The sequence below is a fragment of the Nocardia sp. FBN12 genome (genome assembly GCF_054031145.1).
This window is the reverse complement of sequence record NZ_CM132926.1, coordinates 6,187,139-6,213,631: the sequence shown is the minus strand read 5'-3', so window position 1 is coordinate 6,213,631 and position 26,493 is coordinate 6,187,139. Positions and strand designations below refer to the sequence as shown.

Here is a 26,493-nt window from a genome sequence, read left to right as displayed (position 1 = left end):
GGCACCACCCGCGAAAGGTGGTGCCGTTCGGTGTTCGACGATCAGGCTGGTTCGAGCACCTTGTCTTCGACGACCGGTGCGTCGACGACCTGCTTGCGGAACCGGGGCAGGAAGACCGTCAGCGCGAGCAGCGCACCCACGATCGTGACGCCCGCCGCGAACTCCAGACCCGGCCGGTAGGTATCGAGCATCTCCTGCGGAGTGGCGGTGGTCCCGTGTCCACCGGAGGTGACGATGGCGGTGGTCACCGCGAGCACGATGGCCGCGCCGACCTGCATGGAGGTCTGCAGCACGCCGGCCGCGAGACCCTGCTCGTCGTCTTCGATGCCGCTGGTGGCCTGCACATTGATGGCCGGGAAACCGACCCAGCCGATGCCGATCAGCAGGATGGCGGGCAGCAGCATGGTCCAGTAGTCGGGCGCGGTGTCCAGGCGCAGGAACAACAGGTAGCCGATGGCCATCACACTCAGGGTGACCGCGATGACCGGTCCGGTGCCGAAACGGTCGATCAGCTTCTCGGAGAAGAACGCCGACCCGACGACCATGATGCCGACCGGCAGCAGGGCCATCGCCAGCTTCAGCGCCGACCATTCCAGGGTGTCCTGCATGTACAGGGTCACGATGAACTGCCAGGAGAAGTACGAACCGGCGACCGCGACGATGGCCAGGCTGGCCCGCAGCAGCGTGGGCTTGCGCAGGATGCCCAGGCGTACCAGCGGGTGCTTCACCCGCTTCTCGGTGATCACGAACGCGGCGAACAGGGCGATCACGGCGAGGAACGAACCGATGGTGCGTGCCGAGGCCCAGCCGACTTCCGGTGCGGTGACCACGGTGTAGACCAGCAGCAACATGCCCGCGGTGGACAGCAGCGCACCAAGTAGATCGTGTCCGCCTTCTTCGGCCTTACCGTCCTTGGGAATCAGCGCGAACGCGGCGATCAGGGCGGCGATGGCGATCGGGACGGGCAGCAGGAAGGTCCAGCGCCAGCCGACGCCGGTCATCAGGCCGCCGAACAGCAGGCCCATGGAGTAGCCGCCCGCACCGAAGACGGTGTAGATCGACAACGCCTTGTTGCGCGCCTTTCCTTCGGCGAAGGTGGTGGTGATGATCGACAGACCGGTCGGCGCGGTGAACGCGGCGGCCAGGCCCTTGATGAAGCGGGTGGCGATCAGCAGGGCGGGGTCGCTCACCAGGCCCCCGATGAGCGAGGCGACGGCGAATACCGCCAGGGCGATGAGGAAGACCTTGCGGCGGCCGAGCAGGTCGGCGGTGCGTCCGCCAAGCAGCAGCAGGCCGCCGTAGCCGAGGATGTAGCCGCTGACAAGCCACTGCAGGGTGGAGGTCTCGAGGTCGAGTTCGGCGCCGATGGACGGCAGGGCGACACCGATCATCGAGACGTCGAGGCCGTCGAGGAACAGGACGATGCACAGGGTGATCAGCAAGCCCCAGAGCCGGGCGGGCCACCGGGTGGGATCGGTCGCCTGATCTGCGGCCGATAGCGAAGCTGTCGAAGTCATGCGGGGGACATTACATGCGCACGCATTAATTGCCAACACATAAAATGCCATTGCATGAACATGCTCGGACCTCTAAGATGGGCCCATGTTGAACCCACCGGCCTATCAGCTGGGCGATGCGAAGCACGCCCCGAGCTCTCTCCGGCCATGAATCCGGCCATCACCTCAGCTCGGCGCAATGAGGCGCCCCCCGAGCTGGTTGGTCAGTGGCGCGAACTGCTCGGTAGGCATGCCGCCGTGAGTTGCGCGCTGGAGAAGGCGCTCCAAAAGGACCACGAGATCGGCCTCAGCGAATTCGAGACGCTGGACCGGCTGGTCGACGCGGACTGTCAGAAGTACCGCATGACGGAGCTGGCCAACGACATCTACCTGAGCCAGAGCGCGCTGTCGCGCGCTGTGGCCAGGCTGGAACGCGACGGCCTTGTCGAACGCAGCATGTGCGATCTCGACCGCCGCGCCATCTTCGTCCGGCTCACCGACAAGGGCAGGCAGGTCTACGACCGGGCCCTGCCCACCCACCGCTCGGTGCTCGCCGGTTCGTGGGACAGCCCTACAGCGTGTCCGTAGCCGCCACCGCGATATCGGTGAACGCGCGACGATAACGGTCGTATTCGGCCGGCTTGTCGAGATAGGTACTGCCCGCGAAGGTTTCGACGTAGACCACCGGCGGCTCCGGTCGATCCACCGAATCGTCGACCCCGAAGTCGAGGATCACGAAACGTCCCGACTCGAGCCCGGCGTGATAGCCCGAATCGGCCGGAACCACCTGGACGCGCACCGTTTCACGCTCGGCCAGCTCCCGTAATCGCGCGAGCTGGCCTGCCCGCACGCGGTCGTCACCGATGCGGCGGGTGAGCACCGGCTCGGCCAGCACCACGTCCAACCGCAACGGCGCGTCGGCCCTGGTGATCAGGGCCTGCCGTGCGGCGAGTACCCGCAGCCTGCGTTCCAGCTCCGGCTCGGTCAGCTCCGGAATCGTCTGCTCGAGCAGCGCTTTCGCGTAGTCCGCGGTCTGCAACAGCGGCGGGATCAGGCCGTCTTCGTAGACGGAAAGGCCCGAGGCGGCTTCCTCGAGGCCGATGTAGACCTCGAATCCCTCCGCGATCACGTCGCCGTAGCTCGTCCACCAACCCCTGGCTTTGGTTTCGCGAGCCAAGGCGGCCAGCGGTTCGACCAGATCGGCCGGCGCGCCGTACACCTTGCACATGGCTTCGACGTCGAGGCTGCGCAACGACGTCTGCCCCGTTTCGATCCGCCAGATCTTCGCTTCCGACCACTCCAGTTGCGCCGCCGCGGTTCTCGTTGTCATCCGCGCACGATTGCGCAGGTCACGTAAGTGCCTGCCCAACTGCCTGCGCGGCATGGTCGAACCGGTGACGCCCTGCGGTGAAGCCATACTTCCCCCCTGTATCCGAACTCCGGTCTCCGGACAGAACTTTCGGAGACCGCCCTACGCAGCCGACATATCGTCGGATCTGCGTACGGATTGTTTCACAATGAATCGGACACCGCGCAAGACCTATTTTTTCTTCCGGAACCGCCAGAACTGCACCGCGCGAACGTCTTCGGAGAGCTGACTCACCGGCTCGGCGACATCGGACAGCGCCTGGAACAGGCCATCGGCCAGGTGACTGATGTGTTCGACCCGGCCGGCCAACCGCGCGGCGTTGTCGGCGAATTCGAGCATCAACCGCACCGAAGCCGCGATGGTAAGCCCCAGCGGAACCGCCACCAGCGCCGCGAACACCCCGAGCACAGCGGAGGTTTTCCACATCAGCACCGTGAAGGCGATCGGTAGGCCGATGCCGAAGGACGCGACGCCCAAAACGTAGGCCAGCGGCAGCAATGTCCTGGTCGCGGGCCTGCGAAACTGCACGTCCAGCAGCGAACGGGCGGCTTCGGCGGCCCACTCCTTGGCGGAACCGGTACTGCGGAACGGCTCTTCGAACCCGGCGTCGCGTGCCAGGTCGGGGTGCGGGGAGACCGCACCGGGCTGCTTGCCGTCGGCCTCTTTCCAAGAGAGCCACCGTGATTCGGCGTCGAATTCCTCGCCATCCTCATCGTGGGGCTCAGCGGGGCCAGGCGCTTCGGTCATAGCCCGAATCCTGCCCGTTTTCAGCCCTGCCGCCAACCTGGGCGACTCCTTACTTGCGATAGCGAAGGTTACCGGACTGAGACGAAGGAAACACTCTCGAACATTTTTCGGTAACGGCGTAACGAGTCGGCCACCTCCAGCCGATACGCCCATGAACGCAGCAGCGACAGCACTTCGGGGCCCATGAGGACAGATCATCGGGCCCATGAACGCAGGAACAGAGCTCTTCGGGGAATGGAGAACACAGTGCGCACGACGTTTCCGACCACCACTACGGCCGCCGACAAAGGTGCCGCCGCGCAGGAGTACGCCGCGCGTGGATGGACGGTTGCCGAAACCACCAACGGCCTCTGCTTGATCACCGACGACGAGGTCTCGGCCATCGAGATCACCGGTGAGATCGCCGGCGAGGTCCGTCGTTTCCTGCGCGCCAACAACCTGTCCGGCCCCGTGATCGAGATCCCGGGCGCCGAGCGTCGCGAGATCCACCTGGTCACCGGTGTCCGCAAGGCGGCCATGGCGATCGAGGCCATGCGCGAGGCCGGCGTCATCGTGCACACCGACGGTGCCGGCATCCCGCTGCCGCCGACCCAGCTGGCCGCGGGCTCGGCGTCCTGGGGCGTCGCTCCCACCGAGGCTCGCTGGATCCCGCCGGTCGTCGCCCTCGGTGCGGCCGTGCGCTCGGCCATGGCCCGCAAGCAGACCCGCACGCGCAAGCTGACGCTCGCCAGCTGAGCTGAACCTTCCGCGAACCCGCGGCCGCGACGCCTCCCCGACGTCGCAGCTCGCGGGTTTTCGGCGTTTGGCGCCATCGCCTGCCCACCTGCGCTAAGCATGAGAGATGGCTCCGCGTTCGTTGCTCCGAACCTGTCCGCTGTGTGAGGCCGTCTGCGGTCTCACCGTCACCCTCGACGACGCCGATCGGGTGTTGTCGGTGCGCGGTGATCGCGACGACCCGTTCAGCAAGGGCTTCCTGTGCCCGAAGGGCGCCAGCTTCGGCAAGCTCGACGAGGACCCCGACCTGGTCACCACGCCGCTGGTCCGCGAGGGCGACGGGTTCCGCGCGGCGAGCTGGGACGAGGCGTTCGACCTGATCGCGGCCGCGTTCGCCGAGATTCCCCGTGGCTCGTCGGCCGTCTATCTCGGCAATCCCAACGCACACACCGTCGCGGGCGCGCTCTACCTGCCGGTCTTGATCCGCGCGTTGAGCACCCGGCACGTCTACACCGCGAGTTCGGCCGATCAGATGCCCAAGCAGGTCGCCGCCGGGCTCATGTTCGGCGACCCGCTGACCGTGCCGGTCCCCGACCTCGACCGCACCGACTACCTGCTGATGCTCGGCGCCAACCCACTCGAGTCGAACGGGTCGCTGTGTACGGCGCCCGATTTTCCCGGCCGGTTGAAGGCGTTGCGGGCGCGCGGGGGCAAGCTGGTCGTCGTCGATCCGCGCGAGACCAGAACGGCCGCGCTCGCCGACCAGCATCTCTACATCCGGCCGGGTTCGGACGCGTATCTGCTGTTCGGGGTCGTGCACACGCTGTTCGACGAGGGTTTGACGGACGTGCGCGTCGACGTCGCCGGGCTCGACGAACTGCGCGCGGCCGCCCTCGATTTCCCGCCCGAGATCGTGGCCGAGCGCACCGGCATCCCCGCCGACACCATCCGCACTCTCGCTCGTGAACTCGCCGCTGCGCCCACGTCTGCGGTGTACGCGCGGATCGGTACCTGCACCGCCGAGTTCGGCACGCTCACCCAGTGGCTGGTCGACGCCGTGAACACCCTCACCGGCAACCTCGACTCCCCCGGCGGCGCCATGTTCGCCGCCGCCGCGGCGGGCGTGGTGCAGCGCAGCAGGCCGTTCCGGCTCGGCCGATGGACCAGTCGGGTCCGTGAACTGCCAGAGGCGATGGGCGAACTGCCTGTCGCCACCCTCGCCGACGAGATCGAAACGCCGGGTGAGGGGCAGATCAGGGCACTGGTGACGGTCGCGGGCAATCCCGTGCTCTCGGCGCCGAGCGGCGCACGGCTTGACCAGGGTCTGGCGGGGCTGGACTTCATGGTCAGTGTGGATCGGTACGTCAACGAGACCACCCGGCACGCGAACGTGATCCTGCCGCCACCGCGCTCGGTGCAGTCACCGCACTTCGATTTCGCCCTGCTGCAGTTCGCGGTGCGCAACTACGCGCGCTACTCGCCGCCGCTGGTCGAGCTGGGCGAGCGGCCGTCGGAATCGGCCGTGGTGGCCCGGCTGGCGGCCGCGGTGAGCGGTCAGCCGCACGCCGGGACGGGCGCGGCGAGCCCGCTCGAGATGGTCGACGAACTGGTCATCGCGGGCACCCTCCACAAAGCGGACATGAGCGAGCGGCGCGACGAGCTGACCGGCGCGAACACCACCGAGCAGCGCCTCGATCTGATGCTCAAGCTCGGCCCGTACGGCGCGTGGAACGGCGGCGAACTGAGCCTGAAGACGCTCCTGGACAACCCGCACGGCCTCGACCTCGGCCCGCTGCGGCCTCGGCTGCCCGGCGTTTTGCGCACCGCGTCGAAGCGGGTCGAACTGGCACCGCCGCAACTGCTCGCGGATGTGACACGCCTGCGCGCCGGTCTGGGCAGTACCGCACCCGCGATGGTGCTGATCGGGCGACGTCAGCTGCGCTCCAACAACAGCTGGATGCACAACATCGCGGGCCTTGTCGGCGGCTCCAATCGCTGCACGCTGCAGGTCCACCCCGACGACGCGACCCGCCTCGGCCTCGGCGAACAGGCCGAGATCACCTCGGCGGCAGGGTCGTTGACAGTGCCGGTCGAGCTGACGCCGACGATCATGCCCGGCGTGGTGAGCCTGCCGCACGGCTGGGGCCACAGCGCGAGCACCACCCAGTCGGTCGCGCTGGCGCATGCCGGGGTGAATGCCAATGTGCTGACCGATCATTCGGTGGTCGACGCGGTCTCGGGGACGGCTGTCTTCAACGGAGTGCCGGTGACGGTAGTTCCAGCCTGATCAGTCCTGACCTGGAAACCGTTGCGCAAACTCGCCTTTCATCCCATTCGCAACAATGGACACGCCCCACTGCTGGTGAGAGTCCCCTAGACTGAGCTGAGATTGCGGTCACAGCGGGGGTTTCAGCTAGAAGCCCGCATCAACCGGTACGGCTAGCAGAGGGGGCCCGATGCCCGAAAAATTCGTCGGCAGCGACGGAGAACACGAGCTACAGGACACGTTGGGCACCTCAGAAAGGGCCGAGCGCTTCTACGACGACCAGGTGATCGACTATCTGAACCCCACGATGGTGGATTTCGTCGCCAGGATGGACATGGCCTTCATCGCCACCTCCGATTCCCACGGCGAATGTGACTCCAGCTTCCGGGCGGGGACCCCCGGGTTCCTGCACGTGATCGACGATCGCACGATTGCGTACCCCGAATATCGAGGTAACGGGGTGATGGCCAGTCTGGGCAATCTGCTCGAGAACCCGCACGTGGGAATCCTGATGATCGACTTCGTTCGCGACCTCATCGGCCTGCACATCAACGGGAAAGCCCGGATGGTCGCCGACAGCGAGCTGCGCGAGACCGTCACCGACCTGCCCGCGGCCGAGCGGGGAAAGACCTCGCAGGTGTGGGTGGTCGTCGATGTCGAAGAGGCCTATATCCACTGCCGCAAGCACATTCCGCAGATGGTGCCCGTCGCGCGTGACCAGCGCGAATGGGGCACCGACAACGTGCGGGCCAAGGGCGGCGACTACTTCGGGGTCAAAGCGGGCAAACGGGCTCCGGCCATCGCCGAGGCAAGCTGACCTACTTGATCTTGAAGATCACCACTCGCTGCACGATGAAGTTGATGACGGTTGCGGTGCCCTGGGCGATCACGAACGCCAGGGGCTGCCGCCACCATTCCTCGGGCAGCGAGAAGAACAGCGCCTGATTGATACCCCACTGCACCGCGAAGGTCACCGCGTAGAGCGCGACCACCGCGAAGAACCTGGCCCTGCTCGGTGCGGCCTTGAACGTCCAGCGCCGGTTGATCAGGTACGCCGTCGTCGTGCCCGCGACGAAGCCGATCGCCTTCGCCACACCGACCGGCCACCCGATCAGGTTCAGTAGCAGGCTGTAGAGCCCATAGTCGACGATCGCCGACAAACCACCGGTCAGGGTGAACCGCACGATCTGCGTCTTGAGGTCGACATCGGTCCCGCCGGGCTCGTCGACCAGGGGAATTTCGGCGGGCAGCGGCAGATGCGGTTGGGCTTGCACGTGAGAAGAGTACGAGACCAGCGCCGTGTCGTGCCATGCATGTAGCCTCTAAGCCGATGTCTGAGAAGATTTCGACCACCGCCGACGCTGCGTTCGCGCTCCCCACGCGCACCCGCAAGCTCACCGGCTGGGGTCGCACCGCACCCACCTCCGCCGAAGTGCTCTCGACCAGCGATCCCGAGTTGATCGCCAAGGCCGTGGGCATGGTCGCGCAGGACAACGACTCCAAGCCGGCGCATCTGCGACGCGGCGTGATCGCGCGTGGCCTCGGCCGCTCGTACGGTGATCACGCTCAGAACGCGGGCGGGCTCGTCATCGATATGCCGGCGCTCAACCGCATCCACCGCATCGACCGCGATTCGCGCATGGTCGAGGTGGACGGCGGCGTGAGCCTGGACCAGCTGATGAAGGCCGCGCTGCCGTTCGGCCTCTGGGTTCCGGTCCTACCCGGCACCCGCCAGGTGACGATCGGCGGCGCCATCGCCTCCGATATCCACGGCAAGAACCATCACAGCGAAGGCAGCTTCGGCAATCACGTCCGCTCGATCGACCTGCTCACCGCCGACGGTTCGGTGCGCACGATCTCGCCGACCGCCGATGCCGAGCTGTTCTGGGCGACTGTCGGTGGCAACGGGCTGACCGGCATCATCCTGCGCGCGACCATCGAGATGGCGCCCACGGAGACCGCGTACTTCCTCAACGACGGGGTCAAGACCTCGACGCTGGACGAGACGATCGCCGCGCACAGCGACGGCAGCGAAGCGAACTACACCTACTCGAGCGCGTGGTTCGACGTGATCAGCCCGCTGCCCAAGCTCGGCCGCAGCACGATCACCCGAGGCCGCCTCGCCAAGCTCGACGAACTGCCGAAGAAGCTGCAGAAGAAGCCGCTCGCGTTCGACGCGCCCCACCTGATGACGGTGCCGGATATCTTCCCGAACTTCACCATGAACAAGCTGACGCTGTCGGCCGTCGGTGAGGCGTACTACGCGATGGGCGGGAACTACACCGGCAAGGTGCAGAACCTGACGCAGTTCTACCACCCGCTCGACATGATCTCGGAGTGGAACCGTGGCTACGGCTCCAACGGCTTCCTGCAGTACCAGTTCGTGGTGCCGACCGAGGCCGTCGAGGAGTTCAAGCGGATCATCATCGACATTCAGGCTTCCGGGCACTACTCGGCGCTGAATGTGTTCAAGCTGTTCGGTCCCGGTAACCAGGCGCCGCTGAGCTTCCCGATGCCGGGTTGGAACATCTGCGTGGACTTCCCGATCAAGCAGGGCCTCAACGAGCTCGTCACCGACCTCGACCGGCGCGTGATGGAGTTCGGCGGACGGCTCTACACCGCGAAGGACTCGCGCACCTCCGCCGAGGCCTTCCACAAGATGTACCCACGGATCGACGAGTGGATCAAGGTCCGCCGCAGCGTCGACCCGAATGGCGTGTTCATGTCCGATATGGCCAGGAGGCTGGAGCTCCAGTGATCAACGCAGTTGGCAACCCGCAGACCATCCTGCTCTTCGGTGGCACCTCCGAGATCGGTCTCGCGATCGTCGCCGAGTACCTGGCCAAGAGCCCGGCACGAGTGATCCTGGCGAACCTGCCCGGCGATCCCCTGCTCGAGAACGCCGTCACCCAGGTGAAGGCCGCCGGTGCGACCCAGGTCGACGTCATCGACTTCGACGCGCTCGACACCGAGTCGCACCCGAAGGTCGTCGACTCCGCGTTCGCCGCCGGTGATGTGGACGTCGCGATCGTGGCGTTCGGCGTGCTCGGCGATGCCGAGGAGCTGTGGCAGAACCAGCGCAAGGCGGTCATGACCGTCGGCATCAACTACACCGCCGGTGTGTCGGTGGGCGTGCTGGTGGGCGACAAGTTCAAGGCACAGGGCCACGGCCGGTTCATCGTGATGTCCTCGGTGGCCGGTGAGCGTGTTCGCCGCTCCAACTTCGTCTACGGCTCCACCAAGGCCGGCCTCGACGGCTTCTTCCTCGGCCTCGGCGAGGCGCTGCGCCCCTACGGCCCGCGCGTCACCGTGATCCGGCCGATGCAGGTCCGTACCTCGGCGACCAAGGCGCACTGGGAAGCCACCGGCTCCAAGGAAGCCCCGCTCACCGTCGACCCGGAAGACGTCGCCAAGCTCGCCGTCACCGCGTCGGAGAAGGGCACCGAGATCGTCTGGGCGCCGGGCGAGGCCCGCTTCCTGATGTCGGCCCTGCGCCACGTGCCGCGCCCGATCTTCCGCAAGCTCCCGATCTGATCGACTGCGTTCCGGACTGCCGCATCATCCCCGGATGGTGCGGCAGTTCTGCTTTGTGGCTCCACTAGGCTGGCCCGGACCGTGGAGCACAGTGGAGCCGGAGGATTGCGCGCCGATGACGACCAATGACGAGGTGCGGGTGGGGCGCCGGGTTCGGGCAGGAATCGGTGAAGGGGCGGCCGCCGCGGGGGTGGCGCTGGTCGTCGCCGTGGTTGGGCTGTTCGCGTTCTCGGCGGTGCAGTGGCCTGCGTTCAACTCCTCCAATGTGACTCGCGCGTTGACCACGGTCGGGCAGGTCGTCTCGCTCGCGCTGCTGGTGGTCGCGGTGCTGCTGATTCGGCTGCGGAAGCGGCCGGTGGTGGCGAAACTGCTTTCCTGGGTGGGGATTTCGAGTTTTGTCACGGTCACGCTCGGCATGCCACTGGCAGCGACGAAGCTGTATCTGTTCGGTGTCTCGGTGGATCAGGAATTCCGGACCGAGTATCTGACGCGCCTCACCGACAGCGCCGCGCTGCGCGACATGACCTATGTGGATCTGCCGCCGTTCTACCCGGCCGGGTGGTTCTGGATCGGCGGGCGCGTGGGGAACGTGCTCGGGATGGACGGCTGGGAAGTGTTCAAGCCGTACGCGATCGGGCTGCTCGCCATTGCCGCCGCGGTGGCGTTGGTGTTGTGGATGCAGTTGGTGCGGGCCGATATGGCTGTCGGGGCTGCCGCCGCGGTGACGGCGATGACGGTGGCTTATGCCTCGCCCGAGGCCTACGGCGCGGTGCTCGTGGTGTTCATTCCGCCGGTGCTGGTGCTGGCTTGGGGCGCGTTGCATCGGCGTAGCGGTGGTTGGGGCGCGGCGCTCGGGACCGGCGTGTTCCTCGGTGTCGCGGCATGTTTCTACACGTTGTATCTCGCGATCGCGGCGTTCACCGTCGTGATCATGGGGATCGTGGCAGCCGGTCTCGCTGTTTCCGCACAGCGGGCCGCGGGACGACGGGCAGACCGCAGCGCCCGCGCGGTAGCGCGCCGATCAGCCACCGGATCGACCGATGCAGCCGAGGGATCGGCCGGCGCGGCCGCATTGCCCGCGAGTCGGCCTGCGTGGCGTGCGGCGGTTGTGCCGCTCACGAAGCTCGCGGCGATCGGCGCAATCGCGATCGTGCTCGCACTTGTGGTGTGGACGCCGTATCTGCTGAAGCAGCTGTCCGGCGCGACGCTGCCCTCCGGCAGCGCCTTCCACTATCTACCGGAATCCGGTGCGCAACTGGCGTTTCCGATGCTGGAATTCTCGCTGCGCGGCGCCCTGTGCCTGATCGGCGTGCTGTGGCTCGTGGTGCGGGCCGGGTCATCAAGGCGCGCACAGGCATTGGGGATCGGTGTCGTGTCGATCTATCTGTGGACGCTGCTGTCGATGCTGGCGACCGCCGCGGGCACCACTCTGCTGTCCTTCCGCCTGGAGCCGGTCCTGCTCGCTTTGCTCGCTGCCGCAGGCGTTTTCGGCTTCGTCGAGGGCGCCACCGCCATCTACCAGGCCTTGAACGAACCAGCCCCGCTGCGAACCGCGGCCGCCGCGATCGCCGTCCTCGGCGCGATGGCTTTCGCCCAGACGATCCCCACCGTGCTCACCCACGAAATCGACACCGCCTACACCGACACCGACGGCAACGGCGAACGCGCCGACCAGCGCAAACCCTCCGCCGTCTCCTACTACCGCGAGATCGACGCGGCCCTGCTGGCCCAAACCGGCCGTCCCCGAGACGAATCCGTGGTCCTCACCGCCGACACCACCTTCCTGGCCTTCTACCCCTACTGGGGCTTCCAGGCACTCACCTCGCACTACGCGAACCCCCTGTCCGACTTCAAGGCCCGCGCCGCCACCATCGCCGACTGGAGCGAACTCCCCGACTCCCCCGCCCTCGTCGAAGCCCTCGCGAAGTCCCCATGGCGCGCCCCCGACGCCTTCCTGTTCCGCAACGACGGCGACAACTACACCCTCCGCCTGGCCGAGGACGTCTACCCCAACGACCCCAACGTCAAGCGCTACACAGTCGCTTTCCCGAAGTCCCTCTTCACAGACCCCGCCTTCACCGCCACAGAATTCGGCCCCTTCACCCTGATCACCGTCCGCCGCTGACAGCTGACGCGTCGATCAGGAGCCACCCCCGGTAGCTGAAGGAAAGGTCCCGTCTTCGCCTGGCTCGACGCGTCGTACAGTCCCCACCTTGCCGATCCCCTTGTCGAACGACCCGATCGATGAACCGGGGTCAGCCTCAGCGAGAGCGACAAGGTAAGCATCAGCGAACGACAGCCGGTGATGCTCGTATACATCGACGGCCCTGATCAGTACGGCGGGGTCGTCGGTAAAGATGTTGCGGGAGCCGATGATCGCCCGCGTCAATGCGGCCACCTCGGGCCTCGGCACTCGGTAGACGCTCTGCAGCACGTATACCGTTTCGGCCACGATCAAGTCCGGCAGATAGAAGTCCTCGGACTGCCCGAGCATGGCGGTCGCGCGCCTTCCCATCTCCGGCGGATCCTGCGTGAAGTGCCGAACCAGGATGTTGGTATCCAGGTAGACAGTCACTACTCCTGATCCTCCCGCCACTGCTGCGTCCAGGCGGCTTCTTGGATTTCCTCCCAGGAGCGACCACGCACCTGCGGCGGAACCGGCACGCTACCGGCCAGGTCGAGCAAGTCGGGTGTTTTGGCGAGCACAACGACGTTGCCCTCGACTCGGAAATGAACGTTGTCGCCGGTATGCAATTCCAACGCTTCGCGTACTGCCTTGGGGACTGTGAGCTGCCCCTTGGATGTCAGACGAGCCAGCGCGTCCATCTGCTCTCCTTACCTAGTCGTCCAAGTAAGGATAGCGCGGTCAAGCCGTGGTCCGGCCGAGGTAATGGCGGCTATCGCCTAGGCCGCGACGCGACCATGCCGCAGAGATCGGCCCCGCCACGACCGGCTCACGCGAACCGGACGCGCATCTGCGCACCCGGCCCGCCGCTACACCGAATCGGCCGGGCGAATCGTGTCCCGGAACCGGGTGTTCATCCCACTCGACAGCACTACACTGACGGGTGCGGCATGGTCTCCGCCTGCGGTTGAAAACCCGCACGGCGGCTGGCGTTGGAAGCAGATCCTGCACGTCACGGGTCCCGGCGACCCGCTACCGGAGGAGGACGTATGTCCGATCCGTTGCACACGAGGGTGTGCCTCACCGGCCTGAACTGTTCCTGCCCGAGCATCAGTGTTTTCCTGGTGCCCGAACCGCTGGTCCTCGGCGGGCAGATGATGCATCTGCTCGAACAGGCGCCGGTCGCCGGACGAATACCCGCGCCGACCCCCGACACCGAGCTGATCGACCTGATCCAAGCCGTGCGCACACCGCTGGACACCCGTGGGCTCGCACGCGCCCAGCAGGTCGCGTTCTCGGGGCCACGCCACGATCCGCACGCGCGGGAGGTGCTGCACGACCACCTCATCGACGAACCGTGGGGGCTCGACGTGGACGATCCGGCCGAGCTGACCCGGCTGGAGATGCTGCCCGAACGACGCATCGGCGTGCGTCGCATCGATGATTTCCAGGCGCATTCGGTCCGCCAGGCGATGGAGGCCGTCTACCGGCATTTCGGGATCGACCAGCGCATTCCGCTCGTTTATCACGGCTTCGCCGACCCGCGTGACGGCTGGTTCGCCCTGCGCGCGGCCGCGGCGTAACCAGAACCTGTGTCGATCGACACCCGGTAGCCACTGGTGTGCGGACGAGCGATAGACCACAATATGTCGGTCAGAGTCACCAAACCGCGCGGTCGGTGTCGCGGGGCGGGTACGCTGCGAAATGTTGAAATTTCGGCCGACCGAAATCAGTTTTTGGTAGTGCTGATCGGTACGGATGCAGAGGTATAGCTATGACGCTCAGCCGACCGGAGCGGATCGACCTTTTATTGGCACGACAGCAAATCCTGGGTCGTGAACCGGAACCGCGAGAACAGCTCGAGTCGCTCGGCGCGATCGAGCGGTTCGTCATCGACACCACCATCGCCATGCTCTCGCCCGGGCAGAAATTCGCCCTGCTGTGGTCGCTGCAGGTCGGCGAGCAGGTCGTCGCCGGGGTGCAGATCAAAGAGCGTGATGGCACGGTCACCAACCTGATGCCGCCCATCGAGGTGCTCGAATACCTCACCGATCACAAGCGGATGTCCTACAACCCGGACGTCGGCGCCTGGCTCAGCGCGGAGATCTTCATCGCGGGCCCCACCCGCTACAAGACCAACTACTCCACCGTCGCCGTCGCGGACTGGATGCCGGAGATCACGGCCGACGATCTCGCCGCCGAATTCGCGGCGTTCCCGCGACCCGACGCCGAGATCCCCGACTGGGCCCGATCCCAGCTCGAATGGGCCGCGCGCAAAACCGGCTAGGCACACTCGCGCACAGGTTCGATGGATAGCATCAACCCCCGTGCCGGACCGATCTGAACGTGCGTTCACCCGATACCGCCTGATCGCCCTCGTCTGCGGGCTGCTCGGGTTCGTGCTCGCCCTGCTCACACCGCTGTTGCCGGTGCGCCAGGACCGCGCGAGCCTGGACTGGCCGCAAGCGGGCGCGACCAGCGTCGAAGCGCCGCTGGTGTCCTATGTGCCGCAGCGGCTCGACGCGCAGCTGCCGTGCACGATGCTGAGTGGGCTGCCCGGTCCTGGCGCGGAGAACCCGGCCACGACCACCCTGTTGACGACGATTCCGGCCGCCTCCGGCAAAACCGACCGCGGGCTGAGCGTCACCGTGCGCGACGGCGTGGTGGGGGTGCAGGCCCGTGATGTGCCGATGCTGTCGGCGCCGATCGCGGAGATCGGCGGGTGCGAGCGGATCAGCATCGTCTCGACCATCGAGGCGACGACGGTCGAGTTCGTCGGCGCGGCGCGACAGGACGGCACCCCGTTCCGCAACACCGTCACCGTCGACAAGCGCCCGCAGATCGTGGGCGTCTACACCGACCTAGACGCGGCGGCCCTCACCGGCGCCCGGCTGCACGCCGATATCGACTCCCGCTTCACCTCCACGCCGACCACGCTGAAACTGGCCGCGATGATCGGCGCCGGGGTGTTCACCCTCCTCGCGCTGATCGCCCTGCACCTGCTCGACACCGCCGACGGCCGCCGGGCCCGCCGCTTCCTGCCCCGGCACTGGTGGCGGATCACCCCGGCCGACGTGGTGGTGGTCGGGACGCTGCTCGGCTGGCACGTGATCGGCGCCAACACCTCCGACGACGGCTACATCCTCAATATGGCGCGCGCGTCGGGCCCGTCGGGCTACATGGCGAACTACTACCGCTGGTTCGGCGTGCCCGAGGCACCGTTCGGCTGGTCCTACGAAGTGCTCGCCTGGATGACGAAGATCTCCGACGCCAGCCCGTGGATGCGCCTGCCCGCGCTCGCCGCCGGCTTGGTCTGCTGGGCGGTGATCAGCCGAGAAGTGCTGCCCCGCCTGGGTGCTCGCGTGCGCCGCGACAAGGTGGCGCTGTGGACGGCGGGCCTGGTGTTCCTCGCCTTCTGGCTCCCCTACGACAACGGCCTTCGCCCCGAACCGCTGATCGCGGCGGGCGCTCTGCTCACCTGGTGCCTGATCGAACGCGCCATCGCCACCGCACGCCTGCTGCCGGCCGCCTTGGCGATCCTCGTGGCCGCGTTCTCGCTGGCGGCAGGGCCGACCGGCCTGATCTGCATCGCCGCCCTGATCGCGGGCACGCGACCGGTCATGCAGGTCATCATCAAACGCGCACAGGGTCTGCGACCGCGCCCGATCGCCGCCGACGAGCGCGTCACAGCCGACGATCCCGGCAAGCGACTTTCGCTGGGCACCAAGATCTTCCGCTACGTCGCCCTGCTGGCCCCCGGCATCGCGGCGGGCACGCTGGTGCTCATCATCGTCTTCGCCGACCAGACACTGGCCACCGTCATGGAGGCCACCCGGGTCCGCACGCTGGTCGGCCCGAACGTCGCCTGGTTCGACGAACGCACCCGCTGGGACTCGCTGTTCATGCTCTCCCCCGACGGCTCACTGGCCCGCCGTTTCGGCGTTCTGGTAATGCTGCTGTGCCTGCTCGTCTGCATCCTGCAGGTGCTGCGCAAGGGCCGCATCCCCGGCACCTCACGCGGCCCGTCCGTGCGCATCCTCGGCATCGTCTTCGCCGCGCTCCTGCTGATGATGTGGACGCCGACCAAGTGGACCCACCACTTCGGCGTCTACGCGGGCTTGGCGGGTTCGCTGGCGGCGCTGGCCGCGGTCGCGGTGGGCACCAACGGAATCAAGGCACCGCGCAATCGAGCGCTGTTCGCCTCGGCCGTCCTGTTCCTGCTCGCGATGACCTTCACCGGCTCGAACGGCTGGTGGTACGTCTCCAGCTTCGGCGTCCCGTTCTGGGACAAGGCGCCGATGGTGGCGGGCAAGGGCGTGTCGACGCTGTTCCTCGGACTCAGCATCCTCGCCTTGCTCGTCGCGCTGTATTTCCACCTGCGTGCCCCCTACCGAACGCCAAGGGACACAGGTCGTTTCGATCGATTCGCCACCATGCCGCTCACCATCGCGGCGGCCTTGCTCGTGCTGTTCGAGGTGGCGTCGATGGCCAAGGGCGCGATCACCCAGTACCCCGCGTACTCCATCGCGAAATCGAATTTCAATTCGCTGCAAGGCAATACGTGCGGCATGGCCAATGACGTGCTGGTGGAATCGAATACGGCCGACTCCCTGCTCACCCCCTACACCGGCACCCCCGCCGACGGCTTGAACGCCGAATCCACCGGCTTCACCCCGGACGGCGTGGCCGACGACCTCACCGCCGACGCCGACGAAACCGTGGTCGGCGGCGCCAACTCGGTCGACAAGGATTCCGCCAACAAGACCACCAAGACCACCGGCGCGGGCACGGGCGGCGGCACCAGCGCCGAACCCGGCATCAACGGCAGCACCGTGGCCCTCCCGTTCGGCCTCGACCCCGCCCGCACGCCGGTCCTCGGCTCGTTCCAGGACGGCGTGCAGCAGCAGGCGAAGCTGACCTCGCAGTGGTATCGCGTCGACCTCAGCGACAGCGTGCGCGCCGATTCCGCCTATCAGGCTCTCGTTGTCACCGCGGCCGGGCGGATCCGCTACGTCGACACCGACGGCGTCGTGCACTACGGCCAGGAACTGCGCCTGGAATACGGCACCCGCGCCGCCGACGGTTCCGTCGAGGTGACCGGCTCGGTCGCACCGATGGATATCGGGCCGTCGCCGTCGTGGCGCAACCTGCGCGTGCCGATCGATCAGCTGCCCGCCGGTGTGAACGCGGTGCGCCTGGTCGCCGCCGACAACGACATCACCGGCAAGCAGTGGCTCGCGGTCACGCCGCCGCGGCTGCCGAAACTGGCCACCCTCGACTCGGTCGTCGGCCGGGAAGACCCGGTGCTGCTCGACTGGCACGTCGGCCTCGCGTTTCCCTGCCAGCGCCCGTTCGAGCACCACGACGGCGTCGCGGAGGCCCCGCGGTGGCGGATCCTGCCCGATCGGGTCGGCTCCGACGCGTCCAACGCCTGGCAGGACGACATCGGCGGCGGCCCGCTCGGGTGGACAAATCTGCTACTGAAGGCAGAGACTGTGCCCACCTATCTCGATCATGATCTCGGTCGCGACTGGGGCTCGCTGGAGCGGTTCACGCCGTACCAGCCCGCACCGCCCGCGAAGATCGGGGTGACTGTGATCGATCAGTCAGGACGCGCCAAGGAACCGGCAATTCGGGCGCAGTGATGCGAGTGGCAGACACTGGCAGCGTAAGGGCAGTGACCAGGCACTGGCGCGTGTCTCTCACGAAACACTCAGTGCCCGTTAGGGTTTCGATTAGATGAAACAGCTGTAAATGACAGCGTAAAGGTCCTGTGCCTGCACGTTTGAACACGTACGCTGGTGGGTATGACAGGAGCCTTCGATGACATGGATCTACGAGATCTCGTCGAGTTGCTCAGCAACGACGAGATGCAAGAACTACGACCGGCCGTAATGCGGGTACTGGAAAGACTGCCTTCACAAGAGGTATTACGCCGCGACCTGAACCGTCGCATGCTCAACGTCTGACTCCTGCCACATACGGCCAAAAAGGCGCGGACCACACTAAGTGGTCCGCGCCTTTTATTTTGGCGGCTGGCGCCGCGAATTCTCGGCCCTGTGGGCCTCGATCTTCCCTCCCTACGGGTACTCCTTCGTCGCACCCTTCGGTCAGTCCAGATCGAGGCGGCCGAGAACTACAGACTTACAGGGCTAGAAGAAGACTTCCAGGGCTAGAAGACTCGCAGGGGCCCCGGGGTCCAGAAGCCGTTACGCGGTGCGGTGCCGGTCTCGAGCTTGGCCGGCGTCGCGTCCATGTACTGGTCGTAGCGTTCCAGCGAACCCCAGTCGCGGGCCCAGTCGTCCTTCAGGTAGGTCGGGATGGTGACCCGGGCCGCCAGCATCTGCGTCATGCCGAGCGGACCACCGAACTCCTGCGCCTGCCAGGTGTCGGTCGACGAGATCGCCAGCGGACGGTCCGGCAGGATCCGGTAGTTCGGCACCTCGGCCACGCCGTTCTTGTGCGCGAACGGACGCTGGCACGGGAACTGCAGGCCGACGGCCCAGTCCAGCAGCACCGGCTGGTCACGGCCGATGAAGGTGTCGAGGGTCTGCAGCTTGGGCACGCGCGGCGGGGTGAACGCCAGCCACTGGTCGCCGATCAGGATCGGGTCGTTGACCATCACCCGCACCGCGTTCACCTCGGCCGGGAGGTCGGCCAGCGGTACGCGCAGGTTGCGCCACGACGGGGCAGGGCCGATATCGCGCGGCTGGTAGGCGCCGAGCGTGGTGACGCTGCCATCGGGGTTGCGGGTGCCGTACTCGACGAACAGCGCCTGGCCGTACTTGTCGGAGCCGGAGTCGTCCTTGGAGGCGATGCGACCGGCCGCGCTGATCACCACCAGCGGCGAGTCGTCCGAGCGGGCGGGCAGCCCGTACCAGGCCGATTCCAGGTGGGCGGGCTGCTGCATGCCCTCCTGGTAGGAGCCGAGAATCGGGGTCTGGGCGGGATCGAGGCCGAACGGCAACGCCACGGTGGAGCCGTTGACGCCGAGTGCGCCCTCGCCACCGCCGGTGCCCGCGCTCTCGCCTTCGGCGAAGGCCGCGCCGACCGACTGGTTGCTGGTGTTACCGGTGCCCGGCTTCACCTCGACCGCGTCGGCCGACAGGTCGCCCGGCACGCCGTTGGGCGTGAAGCCCACCGAGCCGGTGCCCGCCAGCGGGTCATCCGGGTTGGTGAACGGACGCGCCGGGTCGACGATCGGGTCGAGCCTGCCGCCGTTCGGGTCGGGTTCGACCAGCACGTCGTTGGCCAGGCCACAGGAGTTGTTGCTCAGCGCGTCGATGTTGGAGCGGCCGAGCGAGTAGCCGGGGTACTGCTGGGTCGCGCCCTTGACCAGCGAGAGCACTTCGAACAACACCATCAGACCGACCACGATGGTCAGCGGGATGGCGGCGAACTTGCGAATCCGGTTGCCGCGCTTGGTCTTCGCCGACGGCACCGGCTTCACGTAATCCTCGCGCAGCGCGTACCAGCCGACCATGGCCAAGGCCACGCCGAACAGGATCAGCATCACGGTGTTGGAGTTGATGCCGCTCACCGAGATGGTCTTGTCGAACCACGGAACGCCGTAGCTGGACACGTACCAGTAGCCGTTGATGCCCGAGAACGACAGCGCCAGCACGAACAGCAGTCCGGCCAGGAAGATCGCCCGGTTCTTGCGTGAACGCAGCGCGCTCTGCGAGACCGCCACCGCCGTCACCGCCGCGAGCCCACCCGCGATGCCCGCGTACGCACCGAAGTGGTGGGTCCACTTGGTGGGGTTGAACATCATGAAGAAGATCGTGCCGAAGACGATCCCCATCAGCCGCCAGGTCGGACCCGACGCGATCCCCGGCACCTGACGGCGGCGCAGCAGCACCAGCAGCGTGGTGAACAGGCACAGCAGCATCACCAGGAAGGCGAAACGGCGAGCCAGCGAGCCGTCGACGGTCTCGACGAACATGTAGTAGTAGCGCAGGTAGTCCTCGTACCAGGCCAGGTTCGGGCCGGTGGCCTGCCGCACCCGGTTGGCTTCCTGGATACCCGCGAAGGTCTGGTCGCCGTAGACGACCGTGAGCACGAGCATGCCCGCCGAGGCGATCGGTGCCAGCAGCGCGACCGTGCCGAACTCGCGATGGCGGCGCACGATGATCCGCACCAGCGGCCGGATTCCGGCCAGCAGCGCGGCGATGCACATCAAGCCGGTGGGCGCGGCGGCGAGGGTGAAGGCCGCGATCAGCACCGCGATACCCGCGGGCAGCAGGCGGCCGGTGGCGATGGCGCGTTCGATGGAAACCCAGGTGAGCAGCGCGCCGAGGGCGACGATCGGCTCAGAGCGCAGGCCGTTGTCGAACGGCAGCCAGAACGCCAGGAACACCAGTCCGCCGGTCCACAGCGCCACCTGCGAGCGCTTCACCGCGTTGCCCAGGCGTGGGACCACCTCGCGGCTGATCACCATCCAGCACAGGATCGCGCAGATCAGCGCCGGGACACGCACCCACGGGCTGGCCGTCGAGATCTCGGCGAACACCTGGATCACGTAGTAGTACCAGCCGAACGGGGCCTCGGGGACGCCGTACCAGCGGAAGTAGTTGGCCATATAACCCGCGTCGGGGGCCACCCGCACCATCGACAGGATGTAGCCGTCATCGGAGGTGTTGGCGCCGACGAAATGCCAGACCAGCAGCGTGCCGATCACCGCACCGTCGGCCCAGGTCGGCTCGAGCCAGTTGCGCGGCAGGAAGCGGCGGTGCCCGCGGCCGTCACTGCCGTCGAGGCGGGCCAGCGCGCCGAGCGCAAGCAGGGTGCACAGCACGGCCGCGATGATCGCGACCAGCTTGATCAGCGACGGACTCGACGAGAAACGGGTGTCGATCGTCGAAGTCAGCGAAAGTCCCTGCGGCACCTCACCTTTGAGATCGGTGAACACGCCCACGATCTGCGGGCGCAGGTCACCGGCGAGCTGCCCCTGCACAGGCACCTGCACGGTTTCCATCGCACCCGGCTGACCGGCGATCGGCCGCTCGATCTGCTTGGTCAGCCCCACGAACTCCGCGCTCGTGCGGTTCTGATCGGAGGAGATCACGATCGCCGAACAGCCGTCCATCGCCGACCGCTCCGCCGACGCGACCACCGCATTGCGGTCGACCACATCGACCGCGGTATCGGAGACGCGCACGAACAGCGCCTCCAAGGCCGCGCGATCGCCCTGCGCGGGCGCGGTGGCCAGCAGCATGCCGCCCTGCTCGGGCAGCGTCGACACGGCGCTACACGGGATCGTCACGTTCAGATCGATCGGCACCTGCGACATCAGCGGCGCCTGCAAGTTTCCGAGCGAGCCGTTCTGCGGCCAGTTCAGTTGCGCGGTCGTCTGGGTGACCGGCAAAAACGGCGTCGCGACCGCGAACAGGGCACCGAGAATCCCGGCGACGATCGCGATCCATCGCGCGATCCGGAAATCCTTCGCGGAGGCCACCGGTTCGGCAGGAGGCTTGGTGAGAACAGCTGTTGCGGCGTCTGGCACGGTTCGACATGCTATCGGTCCCTCGGTACTTGTGAGGGGTCGCACGCCGAGCCGAATACTATCGCTGGTGTGACTATGCAACACTGGTGCATAGTCACACCACATGGTCAGTAGGGGGCGGCATCCGAAAAGGCGATCAACACAGCTCTCTCAGAGCTCACGATTGCCATCTGGTCGACCCCTCGCGTGCCCGAGGACAACGCAGACGCCATCCGCCGGTTCGCACGTGGGCACACCGATTGAAAGGAGTCGCCATGAGTCGCCATGAATTCACGCTCGTGCTCGATCACACCCCCACCGAAAACGAACTCGACGCGCTCTTCGACGCGGGACTCGACGACTCGACTCCCGAATTCGGCCCGCGCATCTCCCCCGTACTGCACATGCACCGCGATGACGACTCCCTGGCATCGGCGATCATCAGCGCTGTCGGCCAGGCCGAGGCCAGCGGTTTCGCCGTGGTCGGCATACGGACCGAGAACCTGGTAACACTCAAAACGATCGCGGCGAGAACCACGCGAACCTATGAGAGCGTTCGCCGTCTCGCAAATGGAGACCGCGGCCCCGGCGGCTTTCCCGCGCCGATGAGCGGCGACGGGTACGCGCTGTACTCGTGGACAGAAGTCGCACGCTGGTTCGCCGAGCACTATGGAATCCCCGACACCACTACTCGCTACGACCGAATCATCGCAGCCGCAGATCACTTGGTGCGCGCTCGACGTTTGCTCGGCGGTGAGACGGGACAACTTTCGGCCCTTGCGAGCTGAGCCCTATCACCAGTAGTTCAGCGGTTGATGCCACTCCGAGCGTCGAGCAGCTGTAGGGATGCTCAGCAGTTCGCCCTAGACTCGACTCCATGACCAAGGTGAATCTCGAAACCAATTACGGACCGATCGTGCTCGAGTTGGACGACCAGGCCGCGCCGAACACGGTCGCCAACTTCGTCAACTACGTGAACTCGGGCCATTACGCCGGCACCGTGTTCCATCGCGTCATCCCCGGTTTCATGGTGCAGGGCGGCGGCTTCGAGCCCGGCCTCAAGCAGAAGCCGACCCAGGCGCCGATCCAGAACGAGGCCACCAACGGCCTGAAGAACGACAAGTACACCGTCGCGATGGCCCGCACCAACGACCCGCACTCGGCCACCGCCCAGTTCTTCATCAACATCTCCGACAACGCCTTCCTCAACCACACCGCCCCCCAGGGCCAGGGTTGGGGCTACGCCGTCTTCGGCAAGGTCACCGACGGCACCGAGGTTGTCGACAAGATCGCCGCCGTCTCCACCGGCAGCGCGGGCCCCCACCAGGACGTCCCCGTCGACGACGTCATCATCGAATCCGCCTCTGTCGCTTAATCTTTTCGACGCAGCACTCCGGGCCGTCACCGTATTCATCGGTGACGGCCCGATTCAGATCTCCCAGAGTGCGGCGATCGGCATTGCGCGAAACTTCGGGCCGAAGGGCAGCGTCTGTGTCCCCGTGTAGAGGACGACGCCTGCGAGCAGGTCGTCACCGAGTCGGTCTTGGAGATAACGCAGCCCACGGAAATCGTCGCCCGAGACCGTATCGGCCGCCTTCACCTCGATTGCGACGACCTGGCCGCGTCGGTTCTCGAGGACTAAGTCGACCTCGACCTGATCTCGGGTTCGGAGATGGAACATTTCGACATCTTCCTCAGACCAGCTGAGCTGGCGGGCAATCTCTGAAACAACGAAATTCTCGAGTAAACCGCCCGCGTGAGGACCAGGCTTGCTCAGCGTTTGGATGGACATTCCGCACTGATAGGCTGCGATACCCGAGTCCACCATCATTACTTTCGGCGTCGCGACAGCACGAGTCGTCAGATTGCGCGACCACGGCGGAATCCGCTTGACGACAAAGACTTCCTCTAGCAGGCCTACATACCGTTGAACGGTCTGATGTGACAACCCGAGTTCGGTGCCGATCGTGCGCAGCTGCAGCAGCTGACCTGAACGGGCCGCAAGCAGCTTGACCAGCGCTCGCATCTCCGGCGCACGCTGTACCTCGGCGAGCTGCATGACATCGCGGTTGATCAAGTCACCGATATAGGAAGAGAAGAACCGTGCTCGCCGCTTCCCGGTCCGCGCTACGGCTTCTGGAAACCCGCCGCGCGACAGCCTCTCCATATAGTCGGCACGCGACTCACTTGATTGATGGTAAACGCCAAGAAGACCTTCTTCACTGAATGCGCGGTCAACGAATGAGTCTGTGCCACCATCGATCTCGCCTTGCGATAACGGCCACAGCTCGATCGTTTCCATCCGGCCCGGAAGTGCGTCGGGGACCGAACGAAGTCCCATGACCCGCGCCGATCCAGTCAGGAGGAAGTGGCCCGGTCGCCCATCCTCATCGACAGCCGCCTTGATGGACAACAGCAGATCAGGGACACGCTGCACCTCGTCGATGATCAGCGGGCGAGCCTGCCGCACAAAGCCCGACAGATCGAACTCGGCCGCCTGACGCGTCTGTGGATCGTCGAGGCTGAGCCACCTGGCGCCGAGTGATCGACCGAGTTCGGCAACCAACGTGGACTTGCCGCTCTGCCGAGCGCCGTTGACCAGAACAACACGTGTGTCAGACAATGCCTCCTCGATTGCCCGCCCGGCTCGACGGGCAACGATGCGACCGAGAGGCGAGTGCGGAATGCGTGATGTCATCTGGACATGAACCCATCTCGTAGGCCGTTTTTCTGCGGATACACAACTACAAGGTCGCGTTCAATTTACCATCTGCCGCCACGGTGGCTAACCATCTGCCGAAGGCTTGGCTAACCACCTGCCGCAGAGTGGCAGACCATCTGACGCACTACCAGTGGACCACTTGCCGCTGGACATGTTGACCACCTGCCGGAAGCTACGTGCACGCACTTGTTGCCCCGCTAGGGCCAATGCGGCCTCCTTCGGTGGTGCCCAGGCCGCCGACAGGCGTCAGCCGGCTCCTCGATCAGTCGAACAGAATGCCGATTCCATACATGACCGCCGCGGCGGCAAGCGCGATACCCGCCGCCGCGAGGGGGTAATACCAGGTCGGCGCGTCCGATTGGGAGGCCAACCAGACGGCGCCGACTTCAGCCACGATCCCGGCGAAGCCGATACCGGCGGCGACCGGGAACAGAGCCCGACCGCGCAGCATCGCGTTGCTGTCTGCCGCGTTGAGGATGACCCCGAACGCTTGTACGACCAGGCCCGCGATCAGCGGCGGGGCGGTCAGCGCGAACAACATCACGGTCAGCGCGGTGTCCCCGACCCCGGCCGCCCAGGCGATGAACGCCGCGACTCCGGCAAGTATCGCCACTGCCACTCTTCGCCACGCTGTGTAGCCGGAAACTATGCGCCGCAACGGCTGACCAGACGGGCTGTCGTACGATTTCGCCACCTGCCGGGGGCTCACCTGAAGGATGTGCGACAACGCCTTCGGATGCTGAGCGCCGGAGGCGTGAGGGTGGTAGCGCATAACACCTGCAGGATCTACCAGCTTCCGGTCCGAATCCTCTGTCCAGCCCTTGGCTAGACGCGGAAACTCGATTGCCCGGCAGTCGAGTCGCTGGAACCGGAACTCCTCCCCGATCAGGTAGTACAACACCCGTTCCAGATCATCCCCCGCGGCGACCTCGAACCACACAGTCACCTCGTCCGCACGGTTGAGGTGACCAACCTGCGTCATTCCGCCAGCTCCCGGCCGGACCTCCCACGTGCCATACCGAGGACGCGCGACATAAGCGTCGCCGGACCCCGCTGATCCGTCGTGGACCTTCAGGTCATGAAGTGCACACCAGGATCGAAACCGTTCCGAGAACCGAATCTCCTTCTGCCCCACAGCCACCCCCACTACTCGCCATAAGCGCCCAGTGTATTACGACCGATCGAAATCGCGGTCCGATGGCCGGTTCCGAGGACAACAAAGGGCGGCAAATCAGAAAGCCGGCATGCGTCTATGCCGAGTTCCGCGAGCTCCGACCACTATTCGATGGTCCAGGCACCGTCCACACGATAGGTTACCTACGTCCGGAGCAGCAGCGTCAAAACCGTCACTCTCGTCCGCGACAAAGTCGAAGCAGCGTAGGGCCAATTGTGTTGGCCGAGGACGCATATCGGGGTTCGGTGCGGGCAACCACGTCACGCTGGGATACGTCGATTTGCCTGCCACGGGGCACGCGGTACGGTGTCTTGACTCATCAAAGTTCTTGGGGGAATACGTGAAAGACCTTCTCTACTCGGCCTTCGGCGTGGTGCTCGGCGCCGTTCTCGTTTTCGGCGGAATCGCCACACTCAACAGCGGTGCCGAATGCGGTGGCAAGAGTATGTCCGCGGGCGAGACCTGCGTGACGACCAGCAAGGGCTCATCGGTGGAGCGCGACGCCGCCGGTCAAGAAGCTCAGAACAAGCGCACCGGGTGGATGCTGATCGGCGGCGGCGCGATCATGAGCGTCGGCTCCGCGTTCTGGCTGCGGAGCAATATCCGATCCCGCCGGGCCCGTCGCACACCCGCCGCACCGCAGGGTTTCCCGCCCGTTGGTGGACCGATCCCCGCACCCAATGGCCAGTGGCCGGCCGGCGCACCATATGGATCGCCGCAAGCCCAAGGCCAGTGGCCGCAGGGAGCTCCCGGATACGGTGCACCCGCTTATCCGCCGCACGCCCAGAATCAACCGCAGGCCGGATACAACGCGCCCCCGAACTACCGGCGGTAACAGGAGTACGCGAAGGCAGGCATTGCC

At 66.2% G+C, this 26,493-nt stretch carries 23 protein-coding genes; 14 read left to right on the top strand and 9 right to left on the bottom strand.

Features of this window, described 5'->3' with window-relative positions; all coding sequences use genetic code 11:
• Positions 1-41: 41 nt before the first annotated feature.
• Positions 42-1,517 carry an MFS transporter gene (locus ACWZHB_RS29270; RefSeq protein ID WP_427904980.1) on the bottom strand — a complete coding sequence of 492 codons (1,476 nt, stop codon included), beginning with the start codon at positions 1,515-1,517 and terminating at the stop codon, positions 42-44.
• Positions 1,518-1,664: 147 nt separating this feature from the next.
• On the opposite strand from ACWZHB_RS29270, the gene ACWZHB_RS29265 reads away from it, so the two are divergent.
• Entirely contained in the window at positions 1,665-2,084 is a 420-nt protein-coding gene (locus ACWZHB_RS29265; RefSeq protein WP_427904979.1) for a MarR family winged helix-turn-helix transcriptional regulator, read from the top strand.
• Here ACWZHB_RS29265 and ACWZHB_RS29260 read toward each other — a convergent pair.
• Together ACWZHB_RS29260 and ACWZHB_RS29255 are read right to left on the bottom strand one after the other, a co-directional pair.
• Positions 2,068-2,913, bottom strand: coding sequence for a helix-turn-helix domain-containing protein (locus tag ACWZHB_RS29260; protein WP_427904978.1), 846 nt, complete (start codon positions 2,911-2,913; stop codon positions 2,068-2,070). The genes ACWZHB_RS29265 and ACWZHB_RS29260 overlap by 17 nt on opposite strands.
• A gap of 123 nt (positions 2,914-3,036) precedes the next feature.
• Positions 3,037-3,612 (bottom strand): DUF4282 domain-containing protein, encoded by a 576-nt coding sequence (locus ACWZHB_RS29255; RefSeq protein ID WP_427904977.1) that lies wholly within the window; start codon positions 3,610-3,612, stop codon positions 3,037-3,039.
• 246 nt (positions 3,613-3,858) lie between these two features.
• Here ACWZHB_RS29255 and ACWZHB_RS29250 point away from each other — a divergent pair, with 246 nt between their 5' ends.
• The 3 genes from ACWZHB_RS29250 (at position 3,859) to ACWZHB_RS29240 (ending at position 7,409) form a co-directional block, all read left to right on the top strand.
• Positions 3,859-4,347 (top strand): hypothetical protein, encoded by a 489-nt coding sequence (locus ACWZHB_RS29250; RefSeq protein WP_427904976.1) that lies wholly within the window; start codon positions 3,859-3,861, stop codon positions 4,345-4,347.
• Between the two features lie 106 nt (positions 4,348-4,453).
• Entirely contained in the window at positions 4,454-6,613 is a 2,160-nt protein-coding gene (locus tag ACWZHB_RS29245; RefSeq protein WP_427904975.1) for a molybdopterin-dependent oxidoreductase, read from the top strand.
• Positions 6,614-6,782: 169 nt separating this feature from the next.
• A complete protein-coding gene (locus tag ACWZHB_RS29240; protein ID WP_427904974.1) occupies positions 6,783-7,409 on the top strand; it encodes a pyridoxamine 5'-phosphate oxidase family protein in 627 nt (208 codons plus the stop codon).
• Position 7,410: 1 nt separating this feature from the next.
• On the opposite strand, the gene ACWZHB_RS29235 is transcribed toward ACWZHB_RS29240, so the two are convergent.
• Complete coding sequence (locus ACWZHB_RS29235; RefSeq protein WP_427904973.1) at positions 7,411-7,866, bottom strand: GtrA family protein; 456 nt, start codon at positions 7,864-7,866, stop codon at positions 7,411-7,413.
• A gap of 68 nt (positions 7,867-7,934) precedes the next feature.
• On the opposite strand from ACWZHB_RS29235, the gene ACWZHB_RS29230 reads away from it, so the two are divergent.
• The 3 genes from ACWZHB_RS29230 to ACWZHB_RS29220 all read left to right on the top strand — a co-directional run bounded on the left by ACWZHB_RS29230 (position 7,935) and on the right by ACWZHB_RS29220 (position 12,251).
• A complete protein-coding gene (locus ACWZHB_RS29230) occupies positions 7,935-9,350 on the top strand; it encodes an FAD-binding oxidoreductase (RefSeq protein ID WP_427909344.1) in 1,416 nt (471 codons plus the stop codon).
• On the top strand, positions 9,347-10,126 hold the full coding sequence (locus ACWZHB_RS29225) for a decaprenylphospho-beta-D-erythro-pentofuranosid-2-ulose 2-reductase (protein WP_427904972.1): 780 nt from the start codon (positions 9,347-9,349) through the stop codon (positions 10,124-10,126). The genes ACWZHB_RS29230 and ACWZHB_RS29225 overlap by 4 nt, the downstream gene beginning before the upstream one ends.
• Before the next feature lie 115 nt (positions 10,127-10,241).
• A complete protein-coding gene (locus tag ACWZHB_RS29220) occupies positions 10,242-12,251 on the top strand; it encodes an arabinofuranosyltransferase (RefSeq protein WP_427904971.1) in 2,010 nt (669 codons plus the stop codon).
• Between the two features lie 15 nt (positions 12,252-12,266).
• On the opposite strand, the gene ACWZHB_RS29215 is transcribed toward ACWZHB_RS29220, so the two are convergent.
• Together ACWZHB_RS29215 and ACWZHB_RS29210 are read right to left on the bottom strand one after the other, a co-directional pair.
• Positions 12,267-12,701, bottom strand: a complete 435-nt coding sequence (locus tag ACWZHB_RS29215) for a PIN domain-containing protein (RefSeq protein WP_427904970.1) — start codon at positions 12,699-12,701, stop codon at positions 12,267-12,269.
• On the bottom strand, positions 12,701-12,952 hold the full coding sequence (locus ACWZHB_RS29210) for an AbrB/MazE/SpoVT family DNA-binding domain-containing protein (RefSeq protein WP_427904969.1): 252 nt from the start codon (positions 12,950-12,952) through the stop codon (positions 12,701-12,703). Before ACWZHB_RS29210 ends, ACWZHB_RS29215 begins: the two co-directional genes overlap by 1 nt.
• 348 nt (positions 12,953-13,300) lie before the next feature.
• Here ACWZHB_RS29210 and ACWZHB_RS29205 point away from each other — a divergent pair, with 348 nt between their 5' ends.
• The 4 genes from ACWZHB_RS29205 (at position 13,301) to ACWZHB_RS29190 (ending at position 18,220) form a co-directional block, all read left to right on the top strand.
• Complete coding sequence (locus ACWZHB_RS29205; protein ID WP_427904968.1) at positions 13,301-13,834, top strand: hypothetical protein; 534 nt, start codon at positions 13,301-13,303, stop codon at positions 13,832-13,834.
• 191 nt (positions 13,835-14,025) lie between these two features.
• Complete coding sequence (locus ACWZHB_RS29200) at positions 14,026-14,538, top strand: hypothetical protein (RefSeq protein WP_427904967.1); 513 nt, start codon at positions 14,026-14,028, stop codon at positions 14,536-14,538.
• A gap of 40 nt (positions 14,539-14,578) precedes the next feature.
• Entirely contained in the window at positions 14,579-17,896 is a 3,318-nt protein-coding gene (locus ACWZHB_RS29195; protein ID WP_427904966.1) for an arabinosyltransferase domain-containing protein, read from the top strand.
• A gap of 162 nt (positions 17,897-18,058) precedes the next feature.
• Positions 18,059-18,220 (top strand): hypothetical protein, encoded by a 162-nt coding sequence (locus ACWZHB_RS29190; RefSeq protein ID WP_427904965.1) that lies wholly within the window; start codon positions 18,059-18,061, stop codon positions 18,218-18,220.
• Positions 18,221-18,423: 203 nt separating this feature from the next.
• Here ACWZHB_RS29190 and ACWZHB_RS29185 read toward each other — a convergent pair whose 3' ends face one another.
• Positions 18,424-21,756: an arabinosyltransferase domain-containing protein gene (locus ACWZHB_RS29185; protein ID WP_427904964.1), complete on the bottom strand. Its 3,333-nt coding sequence runs from the start codon at positions 21,754-21,756 to the stop codon at positions 18,424-18,426.
• A 254-nt stretch (positions 21,757-22,010) separates the two neighbouring features.
• On the opposite strand from ACWZHB_RS29185, the gene ACWZHB_RS29180 reads away from it, so the two are divergent.
• A complete protein-coding gene (locus tag ACWZHB_RS29180; RefSeq protein ID WP_427904963.1) occupies positions 22,011-22,523 on the top strand; it encodes a hypothetical protein in 513 nt (170 codons plus the stop codon).
• An 89-nt stretch (positions 22,524-22,612) separates the two neighbouring features.
• The gene (locus ACWZHB_RS29175) at positions 22,613-23,110 is read left to right on the top strand and encodes a peptidylprolyl isomerase (RefSeq protein WP_427904962.1); all 498 of its coding nucleotides are present in this window, start codon (positions 22,613-22,615) and stop codon (positions 23,108-23,110) included.
• A 54-nt stretch (positions 23,111-23,164) separates the two neighbouring features.
• Here the strand turns inward: ACWZHB_RS29175 and ACWZHB_RS29170 are convergent, their stop codons facing one another.
• On the bottom strand, positions 23,165-24,433 hold the full coding sequence (locus tag ACWZHB_RS29170) for an ATP-binding protein (RefSeq protein ID WP_427904961.1): 1,269 nt from the start codon (positions 24,431-24,433) through the stop codon (positions 23,165-23,167).
• Positions 24,434-24,719: 286 nt separating this feature from the next.
• Positions 24,720-25,592 carry a hypothetical protein gene (locus tag ACWZHB_RS29165; RefSeq protein ID WP_427904960.1) on the bottom strand — a complete coding sequence of 291 codons (873 nt, stop codon included), beginning with the start codon at positions 25,590-25,592 and terminating at the stop codon, positions 24,720-24,722.
• 379 nt (positions 25,593-25,971) lie between these two features.
• Between ACWZHB_RS29165 and ACWZHB_RS29160 the strand changes: the two genes are divergently transcribed.
• A complete protein-coding gene (locus ACWZHB_RS29160; protein ID WP_427904959.1) occupies positions 25,972-26,466 on the top strand; it encodes a hypothetical protein in 495 nt (164 codons plus the stop codon).
• Positions 26,467-26,493 lie beyond the last annotated feature (27 nt).

Excerpts from the sequence above, each read along its gene's own strand:
- ACWZHB_RS29270 (WP_427904980.1), bottom strand. The coding sequence starts at position 1,517 with ATGACTTCGACAGCTTCGCTATCGGCCGCAGATCAGGCGACCGATCCC.
- ACWZHB_RS29265 (WP_427904979.1), top strand. The coding sequence starts at position 1,665 with ATGAATCCGGCCATCACCTCAGCTCGGCGCAATGAGGCGCCCCCCGAG.
- ACWZHB_RS29260 (WP_427904978.1), bottom strand. The coding sequence starts at position 2,913 with ATGGCTTCACCGCAGGGCGTCACCGGTTCGACCATGCCGCGCAGGCAG.
- ACWZHB_RS29255 (WP_427904977.1), bottom strand. The coding sequence starts at position 3,612 with ATGACCGAAGCGCCTGGCCCCGCTGAGCCCCACGATGAGGATGGCGAG.
- ACWZHB_RS29245 (WP_427904975.1), top strand. The coding sequence starts at position 4,454 with ATGGCTCCGCGTTCGTTGCTCCGAACCTGTCCGCTGTGTGAGGCCGTC.
- ACWZHB_RS29240 (WP_427904974.1), top strand. The coding sequence starts at position 6,783 with ATGCCCGAAAAATTCGTCGGCAGCGACGGAGAACACGAGCTACAGGAC.
- ACWZHB_RS29220 (WP_427904971.1), top strand. The coding sequence starts at position 10,242 with ATGACGACCAATGACGAGGTGCGGGTGGGGCGCCGGGTTCGGGCAGGA.
- ACWZHB_RS29210 (WP_427904969.1), bottom strand. The coding sequence starts at position 12,952 with ATGGACGCGCTGGCTCGTCTGACATCCAAGGGGCAGCTCACAGTCCCC.
- ACWZHB_RS29205 (WP_427904968.1), top strand. The coding sequence starts at position 13,301 with ATGTCCGATCCGTTGCACACGAGGGTGTGCCTCACCGGCCTGAACTGT.
- ACWZHB_RS29200 (WP_427904967.1), top strand. The coding sequence starts at position 14,026 with ATGACGCTCAGCCGACCGGAGCGGATCGACCTTTTATTGGCACGACAG.
- ACWZHB_RS29190 (WP_427904965.1), top strand. The coding sequence starts at position 18,059 with ATGACAGGAGCCTTCGATGACATGGATCTACGAGATCTCGTCGAGTTG.
- ACWZHB_RS29180 (WP_427904963.1), top strand. The coding sequence starts at position 22,011 with ATGAGTCGCCATGAATTCACGCTCGTGCTCGATCACACCCCCACCGAA.
- ACWZHB_RS29175 (WP_427904962.1), top strand. The coding sequence starts at position 22,613 with ATGACCAAGGTGAATCTCGAAACCAATTACGGACCGATCGTGCTCGAG.
- ACWZHB_RS29170 (WP_427904961.1), bottom strand. The coding sequence starts at position 24,433 with ATGACATCACGCATTCCGCACTCGCCTCTCGGTCGCATCGTTGCCCGT.